The organism is Muricoccus vinaceus (genome assembly GCF_042433125.1).
GTDB classification, from domain to species: Bacteria; Pseudomonadota; Alphaproteobacteria; order Acetobacterales; family Acetobacteraceae; genus Roseomonas; species Roseomonas vinacea.
On sequence record NZ_JBHLVZ010000043.1, the window covers coordinates 179,669 to 196,878 of the forward strand.

The following is a 17,210-nucleotide window of genomic DNA, read 5'->3' on the forward strand; positions in this document are numbered from 1 at the left end:
TCCGGTGCAAACCGGGGCGGGGCCTTTTCCGTTCGGGGCTCCCGCCGGGCTTCAGGACCGCGCGGGCGCATCCAGCAGGGCCCGGGCCCGGGCACAGGCAGCGGCCCCGGCCGCCTGCAGGTCCTCCCAGGCCACGGGGCGCGACAGCAGGAAACCCTGCGCCGCGCCGACCCCGAGCCGGGCCAGCACCCGCAGCTGCGCCGCTTCGTCCACGCCCTCCGCCACCACCGGCGTGGAGAGCGCGCGGGCCATGCCGACCACCGCCTCCAGCAGCGCCTCCCCCTTGGGCTCGCGCGCGCAATCGGCCACCAGCCCCTGGTCGATCTTGACCGAGGCGAAGGGAAAGCCGCGCAGGCGCGCCAGCGTGCCGTGCCCGCCGCCGAAATCATCCAGCGCCACGCGCACGCCCAGCCGTGCCAGTCCCTGCATGTTTCCGCGCGCCGCTTCGGGGTTGCCCGTCAGGGACCGCTCGGTCATCTCGATCATCAGCAACTCGCCCGCAGTGCCCCGCCTCTGCAGCGCCGCCGCGACCTGGTCATCGAAGCCCGGCATCCCGAAAGTGCTGGCCGAGGCGTTGACGGAAATGGGGTAGGGGAGCCAGCCCGGGCCGATCAGCCGGCAGGCCTCGTCGATCACCCAGCGGTCGAGCGCGCCGGAGAACCCCATGCCCTCGATCACGGGCAGCACCTCCGCGAGGGGAAGCAGGACTCCCGTCTCGGTCCGCCACCGCAACAGCGCTTCGGCGGAGCGGACTTCCAGGCGCGAAAGGTCCACGATCGGCTGGAACACCAAATGGAACGGGACCTTGCCACCTGGCGCGAAGGCTTCGCGCAGCCGGTCCTCCAGGAAGATGCGCCCCGGCACCTCCTCCTCCGGCACGGCGCCGGCCGCGCGCGTGGTGCTGCGCCCGGCCCGCTTGGCCGCGTAGAGCGCCGCATCCGCCTGCTCCATCAGTGCGGTCGCGTTGCTGTCGCCCGCCTCGCCCGGCCGGGCCAGGGCGAAGCCGATGGAGGCGCGCAGCGGAACGGAGGAGCCGTTCAGCACGAAGGTGTCGGCCAGGCCGGCATGAATGCGCTCGGCCAGCGCCATCCCGGCATCCACGCCCGGAAGGCCCCAGGCCAGCACCACGAACTCGTCGCCACCCGGCCGGGCGACCGCGTCCCCGTCGCGCACCGCCTCCTGCAGGCGCCGCGCCACCTCCACCAGCGCCCGGTCGCCGCCGGCATGGCCGTAGGTGTCGTTGATCGGCTTGAAGCCATCCAGGTCGATCATCAGCACGCCAAGGTGGCGCACGTCCCGCCTGGCCAGGGCCTCCGTCATGCCCGCGCGGTTCAGCAGGCCCGTCAACGGATCGGTTCGGGCCGTGCGCTGCACCTCCTGGATCGCCCAGCGGAGCGAAAGCGCGGCCGATGCGCCGCGCGCCAGATCCTGGAGCCGGTCCACAATGGCCGGCGACAGCGTCCGGGGATGGCGGTCCAGCACGCAAAGGGTGCCGACCGCATTGCCGCGGCTGCTGAGCAGCGGGGCACCCGCGTAGAAGCGAAGGTTCGGATCGCCGGTGACCAGCGCATTCGCCTGGAAGCGCGGATCGGCCTGCAGGTCAGGCACCACCATCACTTCCGTCGGATTGAGGATGGCATGCGCGCAGAAGGCGTCGTCACGTGGCGTGGGGCCGGCCTGCAGGCCTTTCAGCGCCTTGAAGAACTGCTCGTGCTCGCCGACCAGCGACACGCCGCAGATCGGGGCACCCACCAGATCGCTGGCCACGCGCACGAAGGCTCCAAGCAAGTCCTCCGTCGCGCGATCGAACTCTGCCAGTTCCGCAACATCGAACAACCGCGCCGCCTCACCCGCGGGCTGCGGAACCACTGTCATTCCCCAAGTATCTCCCTGCCGTCACGAAACGACCACCATGCCGCGACGTGAAGCCGGGAGGCTCCACTCCGCGGACCCTGCGCCGGCCACCCTGGTGCAGGCCGCCCCGCTCCGCTAGAGCGGGCGCCGAATGCCAAGCGCCAAGGCGCGACACCGCCACGCGGAGCTCATCATGCCTGAAACGATTGCCCCGGTCATCGGCCTAATCGGCGGATCAGGCCTTTACGACATCGAGGGGCTGGAGAACCGCCGCTGGCAGCGGGTGGAAAGCCCCTGGGGCGAGCCTTCGGACGAGCTGCTCTTCGGCACCCTGGCGGGGGTCTCCTGCGTCTTCCTGCCGCGCCATGGCCGCGGCCACCGTGTGCCGCCGAGCGAGCTGAACTACCGTGCCAACATCGACATCATGAAGCGCGCGGGCTGCACGGACATTCTCTCGCTCTCGGCGGTGGGCAGCCTGAACGCCGACCTGCCGCCCGGCACCTTCGTGATCGCCGACCAGTTCATCGACCGCACCTTCGCCCGCAAGAAGTCCTTCTTCGAAACGGGCTGCGTCGCGCATGTCTCCATGGCGCATCCGCTCTGCCCGCGCCTGGGCGACGCGCTGGAGGAAGCCGCGCGCGACCTCGGCCTGCCCCACAAGCGCGGCGGCACCTACCTCGTGATGGAAGGGCCGCAATTCTCCACCCGGGCGGAGAGCGAGCTTTACCGCGCCTGGAGCTGCGACGTGATCGGCATGACCAACATGCCCGAGGCCAAGCTCGCCCGGGAGGCCGAGCTTTGCTACGCCACCGTCGCCATGGTCACCGACTTCGACTGCTGGCACCCCGGCCACGACCACGTCACGGTGGACGCGGTGGTGAAGGTGCTGCTGGCCAATGCCGACCGCGCGAAGGAACTGGTGCGCGCCGTGGTGCCGGCGCTGGGCGCCGCGCGCGGCCCCTGCCCCGCGGGTTGCGACCGGGCGCTGGATGCCGCCATCGTCACGGCGCCCGACAAGCGCGACCCCGCGCTGATGGCGAAGCTGGACGCCGTGGCGGGGCGGGTGCTGCGCGCCGCCTGAACCACCGGGAGTGGGGGCGAATCACTCCGGCCTGCCCTGCGCGCCGGAGCTCGCCCCCGATCCCTTCGCCCGGCGCCGCCGCCCCGGCATGAAGGCCATTGCCCCCGCGACGCCGAGCGGGAACCCCATGGGCAGCGGTAACCGCGAAAACCCATTCGGCGCCGGATGGGGAATGGACAGCATCGTGAGGAAGGCGGCGGCGGCGAGCAGCGTCGGGACCGTGAAGTTCCGCCTTCAGCCCAGATGCGAGGAAAGAAAGGCGAGTGCCCGGCCTCCCGCGAGTTCCGTGGCGGCCGCATCGTAGCTGGAACGGTCCTCGCAGGCGAAGCCGTGCCCGGCGCCTGGGTACACATGGACCTCGACCCCTGGCTGCGCCTGCCGGATCAGCTCGACATCCGCCAGCGGAATGCCCTTGTCCTCCTCGCCGAAGTGCAACTGCACGGGGCAGTGCGGCACCTCCGTTCGGGTGCCGGCGATGCCGCCGCCGTAATAGCCCACCGCCGCCCGGAAACGGTCCGAACGCGTGGCGCCCCACCAGGCGATGGTGCCGCCCCAGCAATAGCCGATGATGCCGTGCGCCGCGCCCTGGGGCAGGGCGTCGGCCGCCGCCGCCACGTCCAGCATCACCTTGTCGTCCGGCACCATCTTGCGCAGCGCCATGCCGCGTTCCCGGTCCGGCGCCTCGTAGCCCAGCTCCACGCCCCGCTCGGCGCGGTCGAACAGAGCGGGGGTCACCACCGCCCAGCCGAGGCTGCCCAGGTGGTCGGACAGCCGCTTCATGTGCGGATTGACCCCGAAGATCTCCTGGATCACCACCAGCGCCCGCTTGGCATCGGCGGGACCGCTGCGCCAGGCGGAAAGCCGGTGTCCATCGGCCGCGGTCAACTCGATCTGCATGGGATGGCTCCGGCAATATGGGCCAGCTATCCTGGGCCCATGGCCGAGATCGTCAACCTGAACCGCGCCCGGAAGACCCGCGCCCGTGCGGTGGCAACGGAAAAGGCCGCGGCCAACCGCGCCGCCCACGGCCGCACGAAAGCCGAGCGCCTGCGCGACGCCGAGGAAAAGGCCAGGCGGGACGCGCTGCTGAACGGCGCCCGCCTGGAACATGGCCCGGATAAATCCGGGCCGGGCTGAGGCGCCTCAGCCTTCCTTCTTGGCCACCAGGCCGCGCACCTCGTCCATCGCCTCGGAGAAGCGCTTGTTCAGCACGGTCAGCGCCTCGGCGTTGGACTTCTGGATCAGGTCCGCCAGCTCCTTCATGTTGCCCACCGCGCGCTCGTAGGTGGACTTCATCAGATCGGCCTGATGCGCCGCGCGGGTCTGCGGATCGGTGCTGGAGGTCGCCCCCCGCACGGCGTCCGTCATCTCGCTCATCGACTGCTGCAGGATTTCCATGTGCCGGCGGGCAATGGCCTGAGCCCCTTCCAGAGCGACGCGGTTCGCGGCGGACAAGGCCTCGAGGTTGCGGCGCTGCGCCGCGGCCAGTGCCTCCACGTCCATCATGGGCAGCCTCATCTCGGACAGCATGCGCATGGGGTCCATCTCCGTGGGCAGAGTGGGGCGGTCGGACATGGATTTTCCTCCTTGGGGGGTGCGGCCATCCTGGCCGTCCTACCCCGGACCTGCAAGCGCAACCGGCACGTCAGGCCAGGGCCGGGCCGTCCTTCCCGTGGCGCTTGCGCGAGGGCGACGCGGCAGGACCCTCGCCGGGCGCCTCGGGGCCGAGGGCCGAGGGCGGCGCGGGATCGGACGGGGACAGGGGCTCGCCGGTCAGCACGTCGCCGGGATCGCCACCCATGCCCGGGAGGTCCGGGCCGCTGGCGGCGTCGGCCATCATGATGCCGGTGTCGCCGATCGGTGGCTCCTGGAAGCTGTCCGGCGACAGTGGGGCGGGCTCCATCGCCTCCTCGTCGGTCAGGCGAAGGGTGCGGGCGATGCTCTCGGCCCGATCCAGCGCACGGTCCAGCGCCGCCATGGTCGGGCCCAGGTCCACGCTTTCGTCGTTTTCCCAGGCGCGGGCGGTGGCGACCCAGACGCCCGCCAGGCCCTGCACCCGCAGCGCGCCCGCGATGCCCGCGGTGGAGATCCCCGCCCCTTCCAGCGTCCAGGCCATGGAGGCCATCAGGATGGGCGAGAGCAGCAGGGCCGAGAGAGGGTCGCGCATCAGGTCGCGCTGCATGCGCAGCACGCCTTCGCGGTGCGGCGCCAGCGCGTCGAGCCGCCGCATCAGCAGATCGAACACTCGGTCCCGCGCGCTGCCGAAGCCGTGCTGGCCCGGAACCGTGCCCTCCAGCACCGCCTGGTCCACCACACGGGCATGGGCGCGCAGCAGCGCGACGGGCGTTGGATAGCGCCCGCGCAGATCCGCCAGCGTTTCCCCGCTCTCGGCGGCGATGCGGGCGAAGGTGGTGCCGTGCCACCCTTCCCGCGCGACCACGCGCCAGAAGGCATCGAGAAGGGCCGGGGAGGGGGCGTCGCGCGTGTCCATCGCCTCGCAACATGGCGCGTCCACGGAGCGTATCAACCTCATGGGGTGATCCGGAGGAAGCGGCTATCCCGCCAGCTCGCGGGACCGCCGCGTCGCGGCGTCGACCGCCTGCGGCACCAGGGCAGGCCAGGCGTGCTCCGCCATCAGCACCGCGAGCGCCTGCTCCGTCGTGCCCTTGGGGGAGGTGACGTTCTGCCGGAGCACCGCCGCGTCCTCCGCGCTGCGCGCCAGGAGCGCGCCGGAACCGACCACGGTCGCCCGCGCCATCCGCCGGGCGAGATCGGCCGGGACCCCCTGGTCCAGCGCCGCCCGTTCCAGCAGCTCTGTCAGCAGGAACACATAGGCCGGGCCGCCGCCGGAGATGGCGGTCACCGGGTCGATCAGGCTTTCCGCCTCCACCCAGGCCACCTCTCCGGTGGCGGAGAGAAGCTGGTCGGCCAGCGCCTTCTGTTCCGCCGAAGCCCGCCGCCCGGCGCAGGCCACGGTGAAGCCCTGGCCGATGGCGGCCGGGGTGTTCGGCATGGCCCGCACCACCGCGGCCCCGTCCAGCATCCCGTCGAGGCCGGAAATGGTCCTGCCCGCCATGATCGAGACGAACAGGGCGCCGCCGCGCGCGAAGGGCCGGTAGGAGGGCAGCACGGCATCCGCCTGCTGCGGCTTGGTGGCGAAGATCACCGCCTCCGGCACGAAGCCCGACGGAATGCAGTCGGCCTCCGGCACCACCTCCACGCCCGGGTGGTGCGCGAAGGCCTCGGTCGAGAGCTTGTGCGGCTCCACCACCACGGCACGGGAAAGGCCGCGCTCCAGCCAGCCATGGAGCAGCGCGCCCCCCATCTTGCCGCAGCCAACAAGCAGGACGGGCGGCAACAGGTCAGACGACATGGGACGATCCTTCGAAGCTCGCCCGCCAACCGGCGGGCGGGCCCGAAGGTTTCAGGCTTCGCCGACGCAGTCCAGCATGGCGGCCGCCAGCGCCTCGGTGGGCGGCTTGCCGCCCCAGAGCACGAACTGAAAGGCGGGAAAGAAGCGCTCGCACTCGGTGATGGCGATGTCCACCATGTCCTCGAGGCTTTCCACGCTGGCGGAGCGCGCCCCGCGCAGCAGGACGGCGTGGCGGAAGACGGGCACGCCTTCCTCGCCCTCGATGCCGAAATGCCCGATCCACAGCTTCTCGTTCGCCAGAGCCAGCAGCTCGTGCAGGCGCCCGCGGGCGGAGGCCGGGACCTTCATGTCGAAGGCGCAGGTGAAATGCATGGCGCTGATCTCGGTGGACCAGGCGAAGTGAAGGCCATAGTCGCACCACTTGCCCGGGGCTTCCGCGGCCATCTCGCCGTCCGAACGGCGGTCAAAGGCCCATTCGTTGGCCGCCACGATCTGCTCGACGACGTCGAGCGGGTTGGCGGCCCTGTCCCGGGTGGCAGCGAGGGTGGCTGACATGGCGTCACCTCCTATCCGAGACGGACAGACCCCCCGAGTCTGGTAGCGAATCGGTCGGGCCAGCCCCAACAGGTTGATACTGCGATGCCGAACGCAGCGGCAACCCCGAAGGCTGCAACGAATTGGGTCAGATGCCCCCGCCGGCCTCCGTCGGATCGGTGCCCGCGCCGGTTTCGAAGGGTGTGGCATCCGGGGGGGCATCGTTCATGCGGGCCTCAAGGGCGGCCACGCGCTCGGCCAGGGACTCCGCCTGTTCCCGCGCGCGCCGCGCCACCTCCAGCGCCGCGTCCAGCTCCTCCCGCTTGACCAGGTTCAGCCGGACGGTCAGCGCCTCCACCTGGGCCTGCACCGCGCTTTCGATCTCCGCCCGGACGCCCGAGAGGACGGAGAAGGCGCCGCCCGCCATGCCCGCGAGGTCGTCGAAGAACTTGCCCCGGCCGCCGCCGCCGAAGTTGCCGGACCCGAAGCCGCCGGTTCCGAAGCCGCCGGTTCCGAAGCCCGAGCCGAACCCGCCCGAGCCCGGGCCGCCTGCCCCGCCCGTGCCGGAGGGGCCCGAAGAACCCTGATCACCCTCGCGCATCGTAGTATCCTCGATCTTGCTGTTCCCAACATGGTCCCGCCGGGGCTGCGGGCGTAGTCCCCGGCGAGATTTCGTGGGCGTTGTTTTGTGGCCGCCCCAGGGAAGGCGCGGCGTTTCACCCGCCGGGGCCGCCGGGCTGCGGCGCGCCGGACCCGGGCCGTGTCTTCCAGAGGCTGTAGAGGATGCCGCTGGCCAGGATCGCGAAGGTCACGCTGAGCGAGACGGTGGGCGGGATCTTCCCGATGCCCATCAGCTCCGCCGCGAAGACCTTGGCGCCGATGAAGATCAGCACCACCGACAGCGCCACCTTCAGGTGCGCGAAGCGGTGGATCATCGCGGCAAGCGCGAAATAGAGGGCGCGCAGCCCCAGGATGGCGAAGATGTTGGACGTGTAGACGATGAAGGGGTCCGTGGTGATGGCGAAGATCGCCGGCACGGAGTCCACGGCGAAGATCACGTCCGCCACCTCGACCATCACCAGGGCCATGAAGAGGGGCGTGACGAACCAGGTGGGCCGGCCGGTGGCGGGGTGGGGCAGGCGCACGAAGAAGCGCTCCCCGTGATGCGCCTCGGTCACGTTCAGCCGCCGCCGCATCAGCCGCACCAGCGGGTTCTCGGAAAGGGGGCGCTCCTTTTCCGCGAAAAGCAGCATCTTCACGCCGGTCGCGACGAGGAAGGCCGCGAAGAGATAGAGCACCCAGGAGAACTGCGTGACCAGAGCGGCACCGAAGCCGATCATCACCGCGCGCAGCACGATCACGCCCAGGATGCCCCAGAAGAGCACGCGGTGCTGGTGGATGCGCGGCACGGCGAAGAAGGAGAAGATCATCGCGATGACGAAGACGTTGTCCATCGCCAGCGTCTTCTCGACCACGAAGCCGGTGAGGTAGTTCATCCCGGACTCGGCCCCGAGCGCCCACCACACCCAGCCGCCGAAGCCGAGGCCGAGCGCGATGTAGAGCGCCGAGAGCCCGAGGCTCTCCCGCGTGCCGATCTCGCGGCTCTCCCGGTGCAGCACGCCCAGGTCGAAGGCCAGCAGGGCCGCGACCAGGGCCAGGAAGCCCAGCCACATCCAGGCGGGCGTTCCCAGCCAGGCGGCCGAAAGCCAGTCGGCGAAAAGGGGAAAGGCGGATTCCATGCGGGCCACTCCATGCCGGCTCGATGCCGAAGAGTGATCCGACATCGCGGAGCAGCCGGAGGCTCTCGCCAGAGGGGCCCGGATCAGGGGTCCGCAACGAACTGGCCCAGCACCGTTCCGGCTTCAAGAGGCCGGACGGAGGAGAGCCTCCATTTCCGCGCGGCGGGATCGGGCCTATACCCCGCGGCGCTCCCGTTCCCGGCCGAAGGCTGCGCGATGTTCACCACCCCCGGCATTGGCGGCCCCCCCGCATGATCCCCGCGATCCTCTTCCCCGCCTTCGACCCGGTGGCCATCGCCATCGGCCCCCTGGTCATCCGCTGGTACGCGCTGGCCTATATCGTCGGCATCGTCATCGCCTGGCAGATGGCGCGCCGCCTGGTGACCCGCCCGCCCGCCGCCGCCACGCCCGAGCAGATGGACGACTTCGTCACCTGGGCCACGCTCGGCGTCATCCTCGGCGGGCGCTTCGGTTACGTGCTGTTCTACCGGCCAGACCTGATCTGGACCGCGCCCTGGGAAATCCTCTACCTCTGGCATGGCGGCATGTCCTTCCACGGCGGCGCCCTCGGCGTGATCGTCGCCATCATCTGGTTCGCGCGCCGCAACCGCCTGCCGCTCCTCCTTTTCGCGGACCGCATCACCAGCGTCGTCCCGGTCGGCCTCGGCCTCGGGCGCATCGCCAACTTCGTGAACGGCGAGCTCTGGGGCCGCGCGACCGACGTGCCCTGGGCCGTGATCTTCCCCCATGCCGGGCCCGAGCCGCGCCACCCCTCCCAGCTCTACCAGATGGCCATGGAAGGCCTGATCCTGCTGGCGATCCTTCAGTGGATCATCCGCACGCCCTCGCTCCGCGCCCGCCCCGGCCTCACCTCCGGCGCCTTCCTGGCCGGCTACGGCATCGCACGCATCGTGGGCGAGTTCTTCCGCCAGCCCGATGCCCATCTCGGCTTCCTGTTCGCGGGCGCCACCATGGGCCAGCTTCTCTCCGTCCCCATGGTGCTGGTGGGCGCATGGCTCATGCTCCGCAGCCGCCGCCTCGCCGAGGTGCCCGCGGCTTGAGCGAGCCCTCCATGGAGCGGCTGGACGCCTTCATGGCCCGCGCCAACGCCGCCTACTACGCGGGGCGCGACCCCTTCGGCGCCGGCGGGGACTTCACGACGGCGCCCGAGATCACCCAGGCCTTCGGGGAATGCCTGGGCCTCTGGGCCGCCGTGACCTGGACGCTGATGGGCAGCCCGGACCCCGTGATCCTGGCCGAGGCGGGCCCCGGCCGCGGCACGCTGATGGCCGACGCGCTCCGCGCCGCCCGCGCCATGGTCCCGGACTTCGCCCGCGCCGCCCGGCTGCACCTGGTGGAAACCTCGCCCCTCCTGCGCGAGGCCCAGCGCGCCCGCCTGCCCGAGGCCACCTGGCACGAGGACGCCGCCTCGCTCCCGGATGGCCCGCTGATCCTGCTCGCCAACGAGTTCCTCGATGCCCTGCCCATCCGCCAGTTCGTCCGCCGCGACGGCGCCTGGGCCGAGCGCTGGGTGGCCGGTGGCGCCTTCGCCGAGCGCCCCGCCTCCGGGGTCGCCCTGCCCGGCACGGGCGCGGAGGGCGAGATCCGCGAGGTGAACGAGCCCGCGCTCCGCCTTGCCGCCACCCTCGGCGCCCGCCTGGCCGCGAGGGGCGGCGCCGCCCTGTTCCTGGATTATGGCCCGGCGGAAAGCGCCCCGGGCGACAGCCTGCAGGCCATCCGGGGGAGGGAGGCCGCCGATCCCCTGGCGGAGCCCGGCACGGCCGACCTCACCGCCCATGTGGACTTCGCCGCCCTTGCCCGCACGGCCCGGGCGGCCGGTGCCGCCGCTCACGGCCCGGTGCCGCAGGGCGTTTTCCTCTCCGCCCTCGGCCTGCACAGCCGCGCCGCCGCCCTTGCCGCCTCCGACCCCGGCAGGGGTGCCCGCCACATCGAGGCCGCCACCCGCCTGACCGCGCCCGAGGCCATGGGCCGCCTGTTCAAGGCCCTGGTCCTCTGTCACCCGACCCTTCCCACCCCGCCCGGCTTCGAGACCGCATGATGCCCACGCCCGTGCCCCCTGGTGCCGAGTTCCTGACCGCCCCCGGCCTGTCCGGCATGCCCCACGGCTTCTTCACCCGGCGCGGTGGCGTCTCCGCCGGGCGCTTCGCCAGCCTCAACTGCTCCCTGTCCGGCCAGGACGAACCGGAGGCGGTGCGGGAGAACCGGGCCCGCGCCATGCGCGCCCTGGGCACCGAGCCCGCCTCCCTGTCCGGCCTGTTCCAGGTCCATGGCACCGCCGTCGCCGTGGTGGAGGCGCCCGTCGCGCACGAGGCCCGGCCGCATGCGGACGGCGCCGTGACCAACCGGCCCGGCGTCACGCTGGGCATCATCACCGCCGATTGCGGCCCGGTGCTCTTCGCCGATCCGCGCGCGGGCGTGGTCGGCGCCTGCCATGCCGGCTGGCGCGGCGCCCTGTCCGGGGTGCTGGAGGCCACGATCGAGGCCATGGAAGCGCTCGGCGCCGCCCGCGCGGACATCGCCGCCAGCCTCGGCCCCTGCATCCGCCAGCCCAGCTACGAGGTGGGGCCCGACCTGCGCGAGGCCCTGCTGGCCGCGGATCCCGCGGGAGGCCGCTTCCTGGCGCCCGGCGCGCGGGAGGACCGCTGGCAGTTCGACATGGCCGGCCTGATCCTGGCCCGCCTGCGCGCCGCCGGCGTCGCGGCCGAGGCCCTGCCGAACGACACCCTGGCCGAGGAGGACCGCTTCTTCTCCCACCGCCGCCGCACGCTGGAGGGTGGCGGCCCGATCGGCCACCAGCTTTCCGCCATCGCGCTCCCTTTCTGAGGATCGCCCCCTTTCTGAGGATCGCCCTGGCGCGAGGGCGCCGGGCCAGGGATAAGGGCGCCCGATGCCGTACATCTTCATCTTCCTGGCGCTCGCCTTCCTGACCCTGGTCGCCTCCTGCGTGCTGGGCTGACTGCCATGCGCCCCTTTCTGAGCCTTCTGCTGCCGCTGGCGCTGCTCGCGGCCTGCGGGCCCCTGCCGCAGCCCTTCCGCGGCAACCCCGGCGCCGAGGGGCGCCGGCTGGCCGCGCCCCCGGCCTATCGCATCGCCGTGCCGTCCCCCTCCACCGCGCTGCTGTCCGACGTCGCCTCCAGCGACTTCGCCGTCGCCGTGGCGGAGGCGCTGGAGGCCGCCGAGGTTCCGGCGGTCGCCGGCCCCCCCGCGCCGCTCGACTGGCGCCTGGACATCAGCGCCGACCGCGAGGGCCAGGGCGTGGTCCCGGCCTATGCCGTGCGCGATGCCGATGGCCGGGTGCTCGGCCAGGCGCGCGGCGCCTCGGTCGGCGTCGCGGAGTGGAGCCAGTCCACCCCCGACCTGCTCCGAAAGGTCGCCTCCCGCGATGCCGGGGTGGTGGCGGGCCTGCTGTCCCGCGGGGAGGCCGCCCGCCGCGCCTCGGAAACGGTCGCCTTCAACGGCGCGGGCGGCCCGCCGCGCGTGCGCTTCACCGGTGTGCGCGGCGCCCCGGGAGACGGCAACCAGGCGCTCGCCACCCGCATGCGCGAGTTCCTGGCCTCCCAGGGCCTTGTGGTTCAGGACGGGGCCGATGGCGCCGCCTTCGCCGTCTCGGGCGAGATCACCATGGCCGCGGGGGCGGCCCGCAAGCAGCGGGTGGAAATCCTCTGGAAGGTGTCCCGCCGGGACGGACACGACCTCGGCCGCGCGCTCCAGCTCAACGAGGTGCCGGCCGGCAGCCTGAACGGCCTTTGGGGGGATGTGGCCTATGTGGTGGCCGAGGAAGCCTCGGTGGCCGTGCGCGACATCATCGCCAATGCAGGCGGCCTGGGCGAGGCCGCGGCTCGCAGGGACCAGCCCCCGGCTCCTCCCGCTACCGTCCCCCCGCGCGCGCCGTAACCTTCGCGTGCGCGGCGCCGCGCTGGCATGCGCCCTGCGTGGCCCGCGCAGCCACCCCTGCCATGGACTTGACCGCGGGTGGTTGCTATCCCCCGCCCGCCCCAAGCCGCCGCGCCAGCACCCGCACGGCCCGCGCGCGGCGCGCCCGGAGAATCCACGCGGATGAAGATCCTCGCCTGCAACAGCAACCGCCCCCTCGCCGAGGCGGTGGCAGCGGCCCTCAACCTGCCGCTCACCCAGGCCTCCGTCCGCCGCTTCGCGGACCTCGAGATCTTCGTCGAGATCCAGGAGAACATCCGCGGCGAGGACGTGTTCGTCATCCAGTCCACGAGCTATCCCGCCAACGACAACCTGATGGAGCTGCTGATCACGCTGGATGCGCTGCGCCGCTCCTCGGCGCGCCGCATCACCGCGGTCATCCCCTATTTCGGCTATGCCCGGCAGGACCGTAAGTCCGGCCCGCGCACGCCCATCTCCGCCAAGCTGGTCGCCAACCTCATCACCCAGGCCGGCGCCGACCGCGTGCTGACGCTGGATCTCCACGCCGGGCAGATCCAGGGCTTCTTCGACATTCCCGTGGACAACCTCTTCGCCGCCCCCCTCTTCGCGCGCGACATCCAGGAGCGCTTCAAGGGCCGCGACCTGATGGTCGTCTCGCCCGACGTCGGCGGCGTGGTGCGCGCGCGCGCCATCGCGACGCGCCTGCACACGGACCTCGCCATCATCGACAAGCGCCGCCCCCGCGCCGGCGTGTCGGAGGTGATGAACGTCATCGGCGACGTGGATGGCCGCGATTGCATTCTGGTGGACGACATCGTCGATTCGGGCGGCACGCTCTGCAACGCCGCGGACGCTCTGCTCAAGAACGGCGCGCGCTCGGCCTCCGTCTATGTCACGCACGGCGTCTTCTCGGGCGGGGCGGTGGCCCGCATCGGCGCCGCGCCGATCCAGCACATGATCACCACCGACAGCATCCAGGCGACGGAAGCGGTGCGCGTGTCCTCCAACATCAAGCAGCTCACCATCGCGCCGCTTCTGGCCGAGGCCATGCGCCGGATCAGCGAGGAATCCTCGGTCTCCACGCTGTTCAACTAAAGCCGCCGCAGCGCCTCGCGCGTCGCGTCGTCCAGCGGGAAGAAGGTTTCCACCGTCAGCTCGGACAGCGCCACCTCGTGCGCAGTCCCGAACACCATGGTGGTGGTTAGGAACGACATCTCGTCCTCACCCACGCGCAGCCGGAAGGGCAGGGCCAGCGCCTCCGGCTCCTCCGCCCCGCCGGGCGGCGCGGGATAGGCGCGCAACTCCCGCAACAGCTCCGCCAGCGCCGCATCCCCCGACACCGTGGCCTGCCGCGCCAGGCGGGACAGCAGGTGCCCCTTCAGCGTGCCGAGGTCGCCCACGCGCGGCGCCAGGCCGCCGGGGTGCAGCACCAGCCGCAGCACGTTCACCGGCGGCGCCAGCAGGGCGGCATCCGCCCCCCGGATCAGGGCCGCCACGGTCGCGTTGGCCGAGACGAGGTTCCAGTGCCGGTCCACCGCCAGCGCGGGATTGGGCGCATGGGCGGCCAGCACGGCCTCCACCGCCGCCCGCGCCGGCGCCATGGCGGGATCGCCGATCGGCCGCTCGGGATAGGCCGGCGCGTATCCGGCCGCGGCCAGCCACAGGTTCCGCTCCCGCAGCGGCACCTCCAGCTGCTCCGCCAGGCGCAGCACCATGCCCCGGCTGGGCATGGCCCGCCCCGTTTCCAGGCAGCTCAGGTGCCGCGTGGAGATTTCCGCCTCCAGCGCCAGGTCCATCTGGCTCATCCGCCGGCGCTGCCGCCAGGCGCGGAGGTGGTCGCCGATCGGGGCTGCCCGTGTGCTCATGGAAACGAGCCTAACCCCGTCGCCCGCGGCGTCTCCATGACCTCCGAGGTCATCGACCCACGACCGGCGCCAGGCCCAGGGTCCGCCCGCCGGCACTTCCGCCGGTTGAACGGAGCCAACCCATGAACGCCTCCCCCTTCCTCCGCCGCGCCCTGCTGCTGGACGCGGCGGCGAGCGGCGCCACCGGCGCGCTGATGCTCCTCGCGGCCGGCCCGCTGGCCGGGCTCACCCAATTGCCGCCCGGCCTCCTCCGCGCCGCCGGAGCCGTGCTGATCCCCTATGCGGCCTTCGTGCTCTGGCTGGCGCGGCGCCCCTTCCCGGCGCGCCCGCTGGTGCTCGCGGTGATCGCGCTCAACGTCCTCTGGGCCGCCGAGAGCGCCGCGATCCTGGCGCTGGGCTGGGTGGTGCCGAACGCGCTGGGCCAGGCCTTCGTGCTGGGCCAGGCGCTGGTCGTCGCGGGCTTCGCGGGCGTGCAAGCCAGTGCCTTGCGCGGGGCGCGCGCCCTCGCCGCCTGAGCGCTTCGCCCGCGCCCGCGCCGCGGGGCGCGGGCCCGGACACGGCGCCCCCCTTCAACCCCGCTCCTATTTCGGCCACCCTCCGCCCCCGCAAGGCTGAGGAACCCGCCAGATGAAGCTTCACTACGCCCCCGGCGCCTGCTCCATGGGCATCCACGTCATCCTCGAGGAGATCGGCAAGCCCTATGAGCTGTCGTCCGTCGCGCTCAAGGACGGCGCGCAGCACAAGCCCGAGTTCAAGGCGGTGAACCCCAAGGCCAAGGTGCCCGCGCTCGATCTCGGCAACGGCGGGCGGGCGCTCACGGAATGGCCGGCCATCGCCCTCTACCTCGGCGCCGCCAACCCCGAGGCCAACCTGCTGCCGAAGGATCCCGCCGCCCAGGCCCGCGCGCTGGAGGCGATCGACTACGTCACCGGCACCATCCACCCCAACGCCTTCACCCGCCAGTTCCGCCCGGGCAACTTCTCCGTCCGCGAGGAGGACCACCCGCAGGTGATCGCCCAGGCGCAGGAGAACGCCGACAAGTTCTTCGACCTGCTGGAGAAGAACTGGACCGGCGACACCTGGGTGCTGCCCGAGGGCTATTCCGTGGCCGACGCCGCGCTGTTCTTCGTGGAGTTCTGGCAGGCCAGGCGCGTCGGCAAGCCGTTGCCGCCCAAGCTGGACCGCCACCTGAAGGCGATGCTGGAGCGTCCGGCGGTGAAGCGGGTGCTGGAGCAGGAAGGGCTGGCCGCCTGAGAAGGGAAGGCCGGGGAACACTCCCGCGGCTTTTCAGTCCGATGACCGAACCCAACCCGATCCCCTTCTGGTTCCTCCGCCACGGCGAGACCGACTGGAACGCCCGCATGCTGTCCCAGGGGCAGGTGGACATCCCGCTCAACCCCGTGGGCCTCGCCCAGGCCGGGCGCGCGGCGGAGGCCCTGGCGGACAAGGGCATCCGCACCATCCATTCCAGCACCCTCGGCCGCGCGCGCGTCACGGCCGAGATCGTCGCCGCCCGCCTCAACCTGCCCATCACCTTCGACGAGGGCCTGATCGAGTGCGCCTTCGGCGTGCAGGAAGGCCAGGAGATGTCCGGCTGGTTCGACGACTGGATCGCCGGCACCACGACGCCCGAGGGCGCCGAGCCCTTCGCCGACCTGCGCGAGCGGGCCGTGGCCGCGATCAACCGCGCGACGGCCAAGGAAGGCCCCGTGCTGGTGGTGGCCCACGGCGCCCTCTGGCGTGCCTTCCGCCAGGCGGCGGGCCTGCCGGCCAATATCCGCACGCCCAACGCCCTGCCGCTGCGGGTGGAGCCGCCGGCGGCGGGGGAAGGCTGGCGCCTCGTCCCCGCCGAACTCGGGGCCTGAGCTAGTCGGCGCGGATGTTGGCGCGCCGGATCACCGGCTCCAGCGTCCGCTTCTCGTTCTCCACCAGGGCGGCGAAGGCCTGCGGGCCGGTGCCGCCCAGGATGGTGCCCTGCTCGGCCAGCCGCCCGCCGATCGCGGGGTCGCGCAGAGCCTCCGCCACGGCATCGGCCGCCGCCGCGATGATGGCGTCCGGCGTGCCCGCCGGCGCGGCCATGCCGAAGGCCGTGCCGAACAGGAAGCCCGGCACCCCGGCCTCGGCCGTGGTCGGCACGTCCGGCAGTTGCGGCAGCCGTTTCTCCGTGGCCACCGCCAGCGCCCGCACGCCCTTGCCGCGGATCTGCGGGATGATGTTCGGCACGTTGTCGATGACCATGTCGATGTTGCCCGAGACGAGGTCCGTCACCGCCGGGGCCGCGCCGCGATAGGGCACGTGCTGGATGTCCGTGCCCGTCGCGCCCTTGAACAGCTCCAGCGCCAGATGGAGGCTGCTGCCCGCGCCCGCCGAGCCGGCCGTGAGCTGCCCCGGCTTGTCCTTCGCCGCGGCGACCAGGGCCCCCAGGTTCTGCCAGGGGCGCGACGTCGCCACGCAGACCACCTTGGGCGTCGTCGCCAGCAGCGTGACCGGCGAGAAGGCCGTGTTGGTGTCATAGGGCATGGACGGATAGATGAACTGGTTGACCGCCAGCGGCCCCATGGAGGAGGCGAGCAGCGTGTAGCCGTCCGGCGCCGCCTTCGCGACGATGTCCGCCCCGATGTTGCCGCCGGCCCCCGTGCGGTTGTCCACCACGAAGGGCTGCCCCAGCCGCGCCGCCATGGACTGCGCGACGGAGCGCGCCAGCAGGTCCACCAGCCCCCCCGGCGGAAAGGGCACGACGATGCGCACGGGCTTGTTGGGCCAGGCGCCCTGGGCACGGACGGCGGGCGCCGCCAGGGCGGTGGCCGCCCCGAGGGCGAGGCGACGGGTGAGGATGGTCATGGCGTTTC

The 17,210-nt window shown here is 72.4% G+C and carries 20 protein-coding genes; 10 read left to right on the top strand and 10 right to left on the bottom strand.

The genetic code is table 11. The features are described 5' to 3' along the window. Positions 1–51 precede the first annotated feature (51 nt). Positions 52–1,875 carry a putative bifunctional diguanylate cyclase/phosphodiesterase gene (locus ACFFIC_RS16100; protein WP_377052121.1) on the bottom strand — a complete coding sequence of 608 codons (1,824 nt, stop codon included), beginning with the start codon at positions 1,873–1,875 and terminating at the stop codon, positions 52–54. Between the two features lie 172 nt (positions 1,876–2,047). On the opposite strand from ACFFIC_RS16100, the gene ACFFIC_RS16105 reads away from it, so the two are divergent. After that, positions 2,048–2,935 carry an S-methyl-5'-thioadenosine phosphorylase gene (locus ACFFIC_RS16105; RefSeq protein ID WP_377052123.1) on the top strand — a complete coding sequence of 296 codons (888 nt, stop codon included), beginning with the start codon at positions 2,048–2,050 and terminating at the stop codon, positions 2,933–2,935. Between the two features lie 234 nt (positions 2,936–3,169). Here the strand turns inward: ACFFIC_RS16105 and ACFFIC_RS16110 are convergent, their stop codons facing one another. Continuing rightward, a complete protein-coding gene (locus ACFFIC_RS16110; RefSeq protein ID WP_377052125.1) occupies positions 3,170–3,832 on the bottom strand; it encodes a dienelactone hydrolase family protein in 663 nt (220 codons plus the stop codon). Between the two features lie 39 nt (positions 3,833–3,871). Between ACFFIC_RS16110 and ACFFIC_RS16115 the strand changes: the two genes are divergently transcribed. Next, entirely contained in the window at positions 3,872–4,072 is a 201-nt protein-coding gene (locus ACFFIC_RS16115; RefSeq protein ID WP_377052127.1) for a DUF4169 family protein, read from the top strand. A gap of 6 nt (positions 4,073–4,078) precedes the next feature. Here ACFFIC_RS16115 and ACFFIC_RS16120 read toward each other — a convergent pair whose 3' ends face one another. From ACFFIC_RS16120 to ACFFIC_RS16145, 6 genes are all read right to left on the bottom strand, one after another. Further along, positions 4,079–4,510 carry a phasin family protein gene (locus ACFFIC_RS16120; protein WP_377052129.1) on the bottom strand — a complete coding sequence of 144 codons (432 nt, stop codon included), beginning with the start codon at positions 4,508–4,510 and terminating at the stop codon, positions 4,079–4,081. 70 nt (positions 4,511–4,580) lie between these two features. After that, on the bottom strand, positions 4,581–5,468 hold the full coding sequence (locus tag ACFFIC_RS16125; protein ID WP_377052131.1) for a hypothetical protein: 888 nt from the start codon (positions 5,466–5,468) through the stop codon (positions 4,581–4,583). 21 nt (positions 5,469–5,489) lie between these two features. Next, a complete protein-coding gene (gene proC, locus ACFFIC_RS16130; RefSeq protein WP_377052133.1) occupies positions 5,490–6,308 on the bottom strand; it encodes a pyrroline-5-carboxylate reductase in 819 nt (272 codons plus the stop codon). Positions 6,309–6,359: 51 nt separating this feature from the next. Further along, complete coding sequence (locus tag ACFFIC_RS16135) at positions 6,360–6,863, bottom strand: type III secretion system chaperone family protein (protein WP_377052135.1); 504 nt, start codon at positions 6,861–6,863, stop codon at positions 6,360–6,362. A gap of 127 nt (positions 6,864–6,990) precedes the next feature. After that, positions 6,991–7,443 carry an accessory factor UbiK family protein gene (locus ACFFIC_RS16140; RefSeq protein WP_377052137.1) on the bottom strand — a complete coding sequence of 151 codons (453 nt, stop codon included), beginning with the start codon at positions 7,441–7,443 and terminating at the stop codon, positions 6,991–6,993. A gap of 115 nt (positions 7,444–7,558) precedes the next feature. Then, complete coding sequence (locus tag ACFFIC_RS16145) at positions 7,559–8,581, bottom strand: TerC family protein (RefSeq protein ID WP_377052139.1); 1,023 nt, start codon at positions 8,579–8,581, stop codon at positions 7,559–7,561. A 251-nt stretch (positions 8,582–8,832) separates the two neighbouring features. Between ACFFIC_RS16145 and lgt the strand changes: the two genes are divergently transcribed. The 5 genes from lgt (at position 8,833) to ACFFIC_RS16170 (ending at position 13,591) form a co-directional block, all read left to right on the top strand. Next, on the top strand, positions 8,833–9,642 hold the full coding sequence (lgt, locus tag ACFFIC_RS16150; protein ID WP_377052141.1) for a prolipoprotein diacylglyceryl transferase: 810 nt from the start codon (positions 8,833–8,835) through the stop codon (positions 9,640–9,642). Between the two features lie 11 nt (positions 9,643–9,653). Beyond that, positions 9,654–10,640: a class I SAM-dependent methyltransferase gene (locus tag ACFFIC_RS16155; RefSeq protein WP_377052202.1), complete on the top strand. Its 987-nt coding sequence runs from the start codon at positions 9,654–9,656 to the stop codon at positions 10,638–10,640. Further along, complete coding sequence (gene pgeF / locus ACFFIC_RS16160; protein ID WP_377052204.1) at positions 10,640–11,425, top strand: peptidoglycan editing factor PgeF; 786 nt, start codon at positions 10,640–10,642, stop codon at positions 11,423–11,425. The genes ACFFIC_RS16155 and pgeF overlap by 1 nt, the downstream gene beginning before the upstream one ends. Positions 11,426–11,563: 138 nt before the next feature. After that, complete coding sequence (locus ACFFIC_RS16165; RefSeq protein ID WP_377052143.1) at positions 11,564–12,496, top strand: hypothetical protein; 933 nt, start codon at positions 11,564–11,566, stop codon at positions 12,494–12,496. Positions 12,497–12,658: 162 nt separating this feature from the next. Then, positions 12,659–13,591, top strand: a complete 933-nt coding sequence (locus ACFFIC_RS16170; RefSeq protein ID WP_377052145.1) for a ribose-phosphate pyrophosphokinase — start codon at positions 12,659–12,661, stop codon at positions 13,589–13,591. Here ACFFIC_RS16170 and ACFFIC_RS16175 read toward each other — a convergent pair. Further along, complete coding sequence (locus ACFFIC_RS16175; protein ID WP_377052147.1) at positions 13,588–14,361, bottom strand: helix-turn-helix domain-containing protein; 774 nt, start codon at positions 14,359–14,361, stop codon at positions 13,588–13,590. The two genes, ACFFIC_RS16170 and ACFFIC_RS16175, sit on opposite strands and share 4 nt — an antisense overlap. A 122-nt stretch (positions 14,362–14,483) precedes the next feature. Between ACFFIC_RS16175 and ACFFIC_RS16180 the strand changes: the two genes are divergently transcribed. From ACFFIC_RS16180 to ACFFIC_RS16190, 3 genes are all read left to right on the top strand, one after another. After that, on the top strand, positions 14,484–14,876 hold the full coding sequence (locus ACFFIC_RS16180; protein ID WP_377052149.1) for a hypothetical protein: 393 nt from the start codon (positions 14,484–14,486) through the stop codon (positions 14,874–14,876). A 112-nt stretch (positions 14,877–14,988) separates the two neighbouring features. After that, the gene (locus tag ACFFIC_RS16185; RefSeq protein WP_377052151.1) at positions 14,989–15,615 is read left to right on the top strand and encodes a glutathione S-transferase family protein; all 627 of its coding nucleotides are present in this window, start codon (positions 14,989–14,991) and stop codon (positions 15,613–15,615) included. A 41-nt stretch (positions 15,616–15,656) separates the two neighbouring features. Further along, a complete protein-coding gene (locus ACFFIC_RS16190) occupies positions 15,657–16,226 on the top strand; it encodes a histidine phosphatase family protein (protein ID WP_377052153.1) in 570 nt (189 codons plus the stop codon). Position 16,227: 1 nt separating this feature from the next. Here the strand turns inward: ACFFIC_RS16190 and ACFFIC_RS16195 are convergent, their stop codons facing one another. Then, entirely contained in the window at positions 16,228–17,202 is a 975-nt protein-coding gene (locus tag ACFFIC_RS16195) for a Bug family tripartite tricarboxylate transporter substrate binding protein (protein WP_377052155.1), read from the bottom strand. Between the last annotated feature and the right edge of the window lie 8 nt (positions 17,203–17,210).

What these genes read in the sequence shown, in the direction of transcription:
- ACFFIC_RS16170 (WP_377052145.1), top strand. Translation starts at nt 12,659, where the DNA reads ATGAAGATCCTCGCCTGCAACAGCAACCGCCCCCTCGCCGAGGCGGTG.
- ACFFIC_RS16105 (WP_377052123.1), top strand. Translation starts at nt 2,048, where the DNA reads ATGCCTGAAACGATTGCCCCGGTCATCGGCCTAATCGGCGGATCAGGC.
- pgeF (WP_377052204.1), top strand. Translation starts at nt 10,640, where the DNA reads ATGCCCACGCCCGTGCCCCCTGGTGCCGAGTTCCTGACCGCCCCCGGC.
- ACFFIC_RS16100 (WP_377052121.1), bottom strand. Translation starts at nt 1,875, where the DNA reads ATGACAGTGGTTCCGCAGCCCGCGGGTGAGGCGGCGCGGTTGTTCGAT.
- ACFFIC_RS16115 (WP_377052127.1), top strand. Translation starts at nt 3,872, where the DNA reads ATGGCCGAGATCGTCAACCTGAACCGCGCCCGGAAGACCCGCGCCCGT.
- ACFFIC_RS16185 (WP_377052151.1), top strand. Translation starts at nt 14,989, where the DNA reads ATGAAGCTTCACTACGCCCCCGGCGCCTGCTCCATGGGCATCCACGTC.
- ACFFIC_RS16140 (WP_377052137.1), bottom strand. Translation starts at nt 7,443, where the DNA reads ATGCGCGAGGGTGATCAGGGTTCTTCGGGCCCCTCCGGCACGGGCGGG.
- ACFFIC_RS16110 (WP_377052125.1), bottom strand. Translation starts at nt 3,832, where the DNA reads ATGCAGATCGAGTTGACCGCGGCCGATGGACACCGGCTTTCCGCCTGG.
- proC (WP_377052133.1), bottom strand. Translation starts at nt 6,308, where the DNA reads ATGTCGTCTGACCTGTTGCCGCCCGTCCTGCTTGTTGGCTGCGGCAAG.
- lgt (WP_377052141.1), top strand. Translation starts at nt 8,833, where the DNA reads ATGATCCCCGCGATCCTCTTCCCCGCCTTCGACCCGGTGGCCATCGCC.
- ACFFIC_RS16125 (WP_377052131.1), bottom strand. Translation starts at nt 5,468, where the DNA reads ATGAGGTTGATACGCTCCGTGGACGCGCCATGTTGCGAGGCGATGGAC.
- ACFFIC_RS16175 (WP_377052147.1), bottom strand. Translation starts at nt 14,361, where the DNA reads ATGAGCACACGGGCAGCCCCGATCGGCGACCACCTCCGCGCCTGGCGG.
- ACFFIC_RS16120 (WP_377052129.1), bottom strand. Translation starts at nt 4,510, where the DNA reads ATGTCCGACCGCCCCACTCTGCCCACGGAGATGGACCCCATGCGCATG.
- ACFFIC_RS16190 (WP_377052153.1), top strand. Translation starts at nt 15,657, where the DNA reads ATGACCGAACCCAACCCGATCCCCTTCTGGTTCCTCCGCCACGGCGAG.
- ACFFIC_RS16145 (WP_377052139.1), bottom strand. Translation starts at nt 8,581, where the DNA reads ATGGAATCCGCCTTTCCCCTTTTCGCCGACTGGCTTTCGGCCGCCTGG.
- ACFFIC_RS16155 (WP_377052202.1), top strand. Translation starts at nt 9,654, where the DNA reads ATGGAGCGGCTGGACGCCTTCATGGCCCGCGCCAACGCCGCCTACTAC.
- ACFFIC_RS16180 (WP_377052149.1), top strand. Translation starts at nt 14,484, where the DNA reads ATGAACGCCTCCCCCTTCCTCCGCCGCGCCCTGCTGCTGGACGCGGCG.
- ACFFIC_RS16195 (WP_377052155.1), bottom strand. Translation starts at nt 17,202, where the DNA reads ATGACCATCCTCACCCGTCGCCTCGCCCTCGGGGCGGCCACCGCCCTG.
- ACFFIC_RS16165 (WP_377052143.1), top strand. Translation starts at nt 11,564, where the DNA reads ATGCGCCCCTTTCTGAGCCTTCTGCTGCCGCTGGCGCTGCTCGCGGCC.
- ACFFIC_RS16135 (WP_377052135.1), bottom strand. Translation starts at nt 6,863, where the DNA reads ATGTCAGCCACCCTCGCTGCCACCCGGGACAGGGCCGCCAACCCGCTC.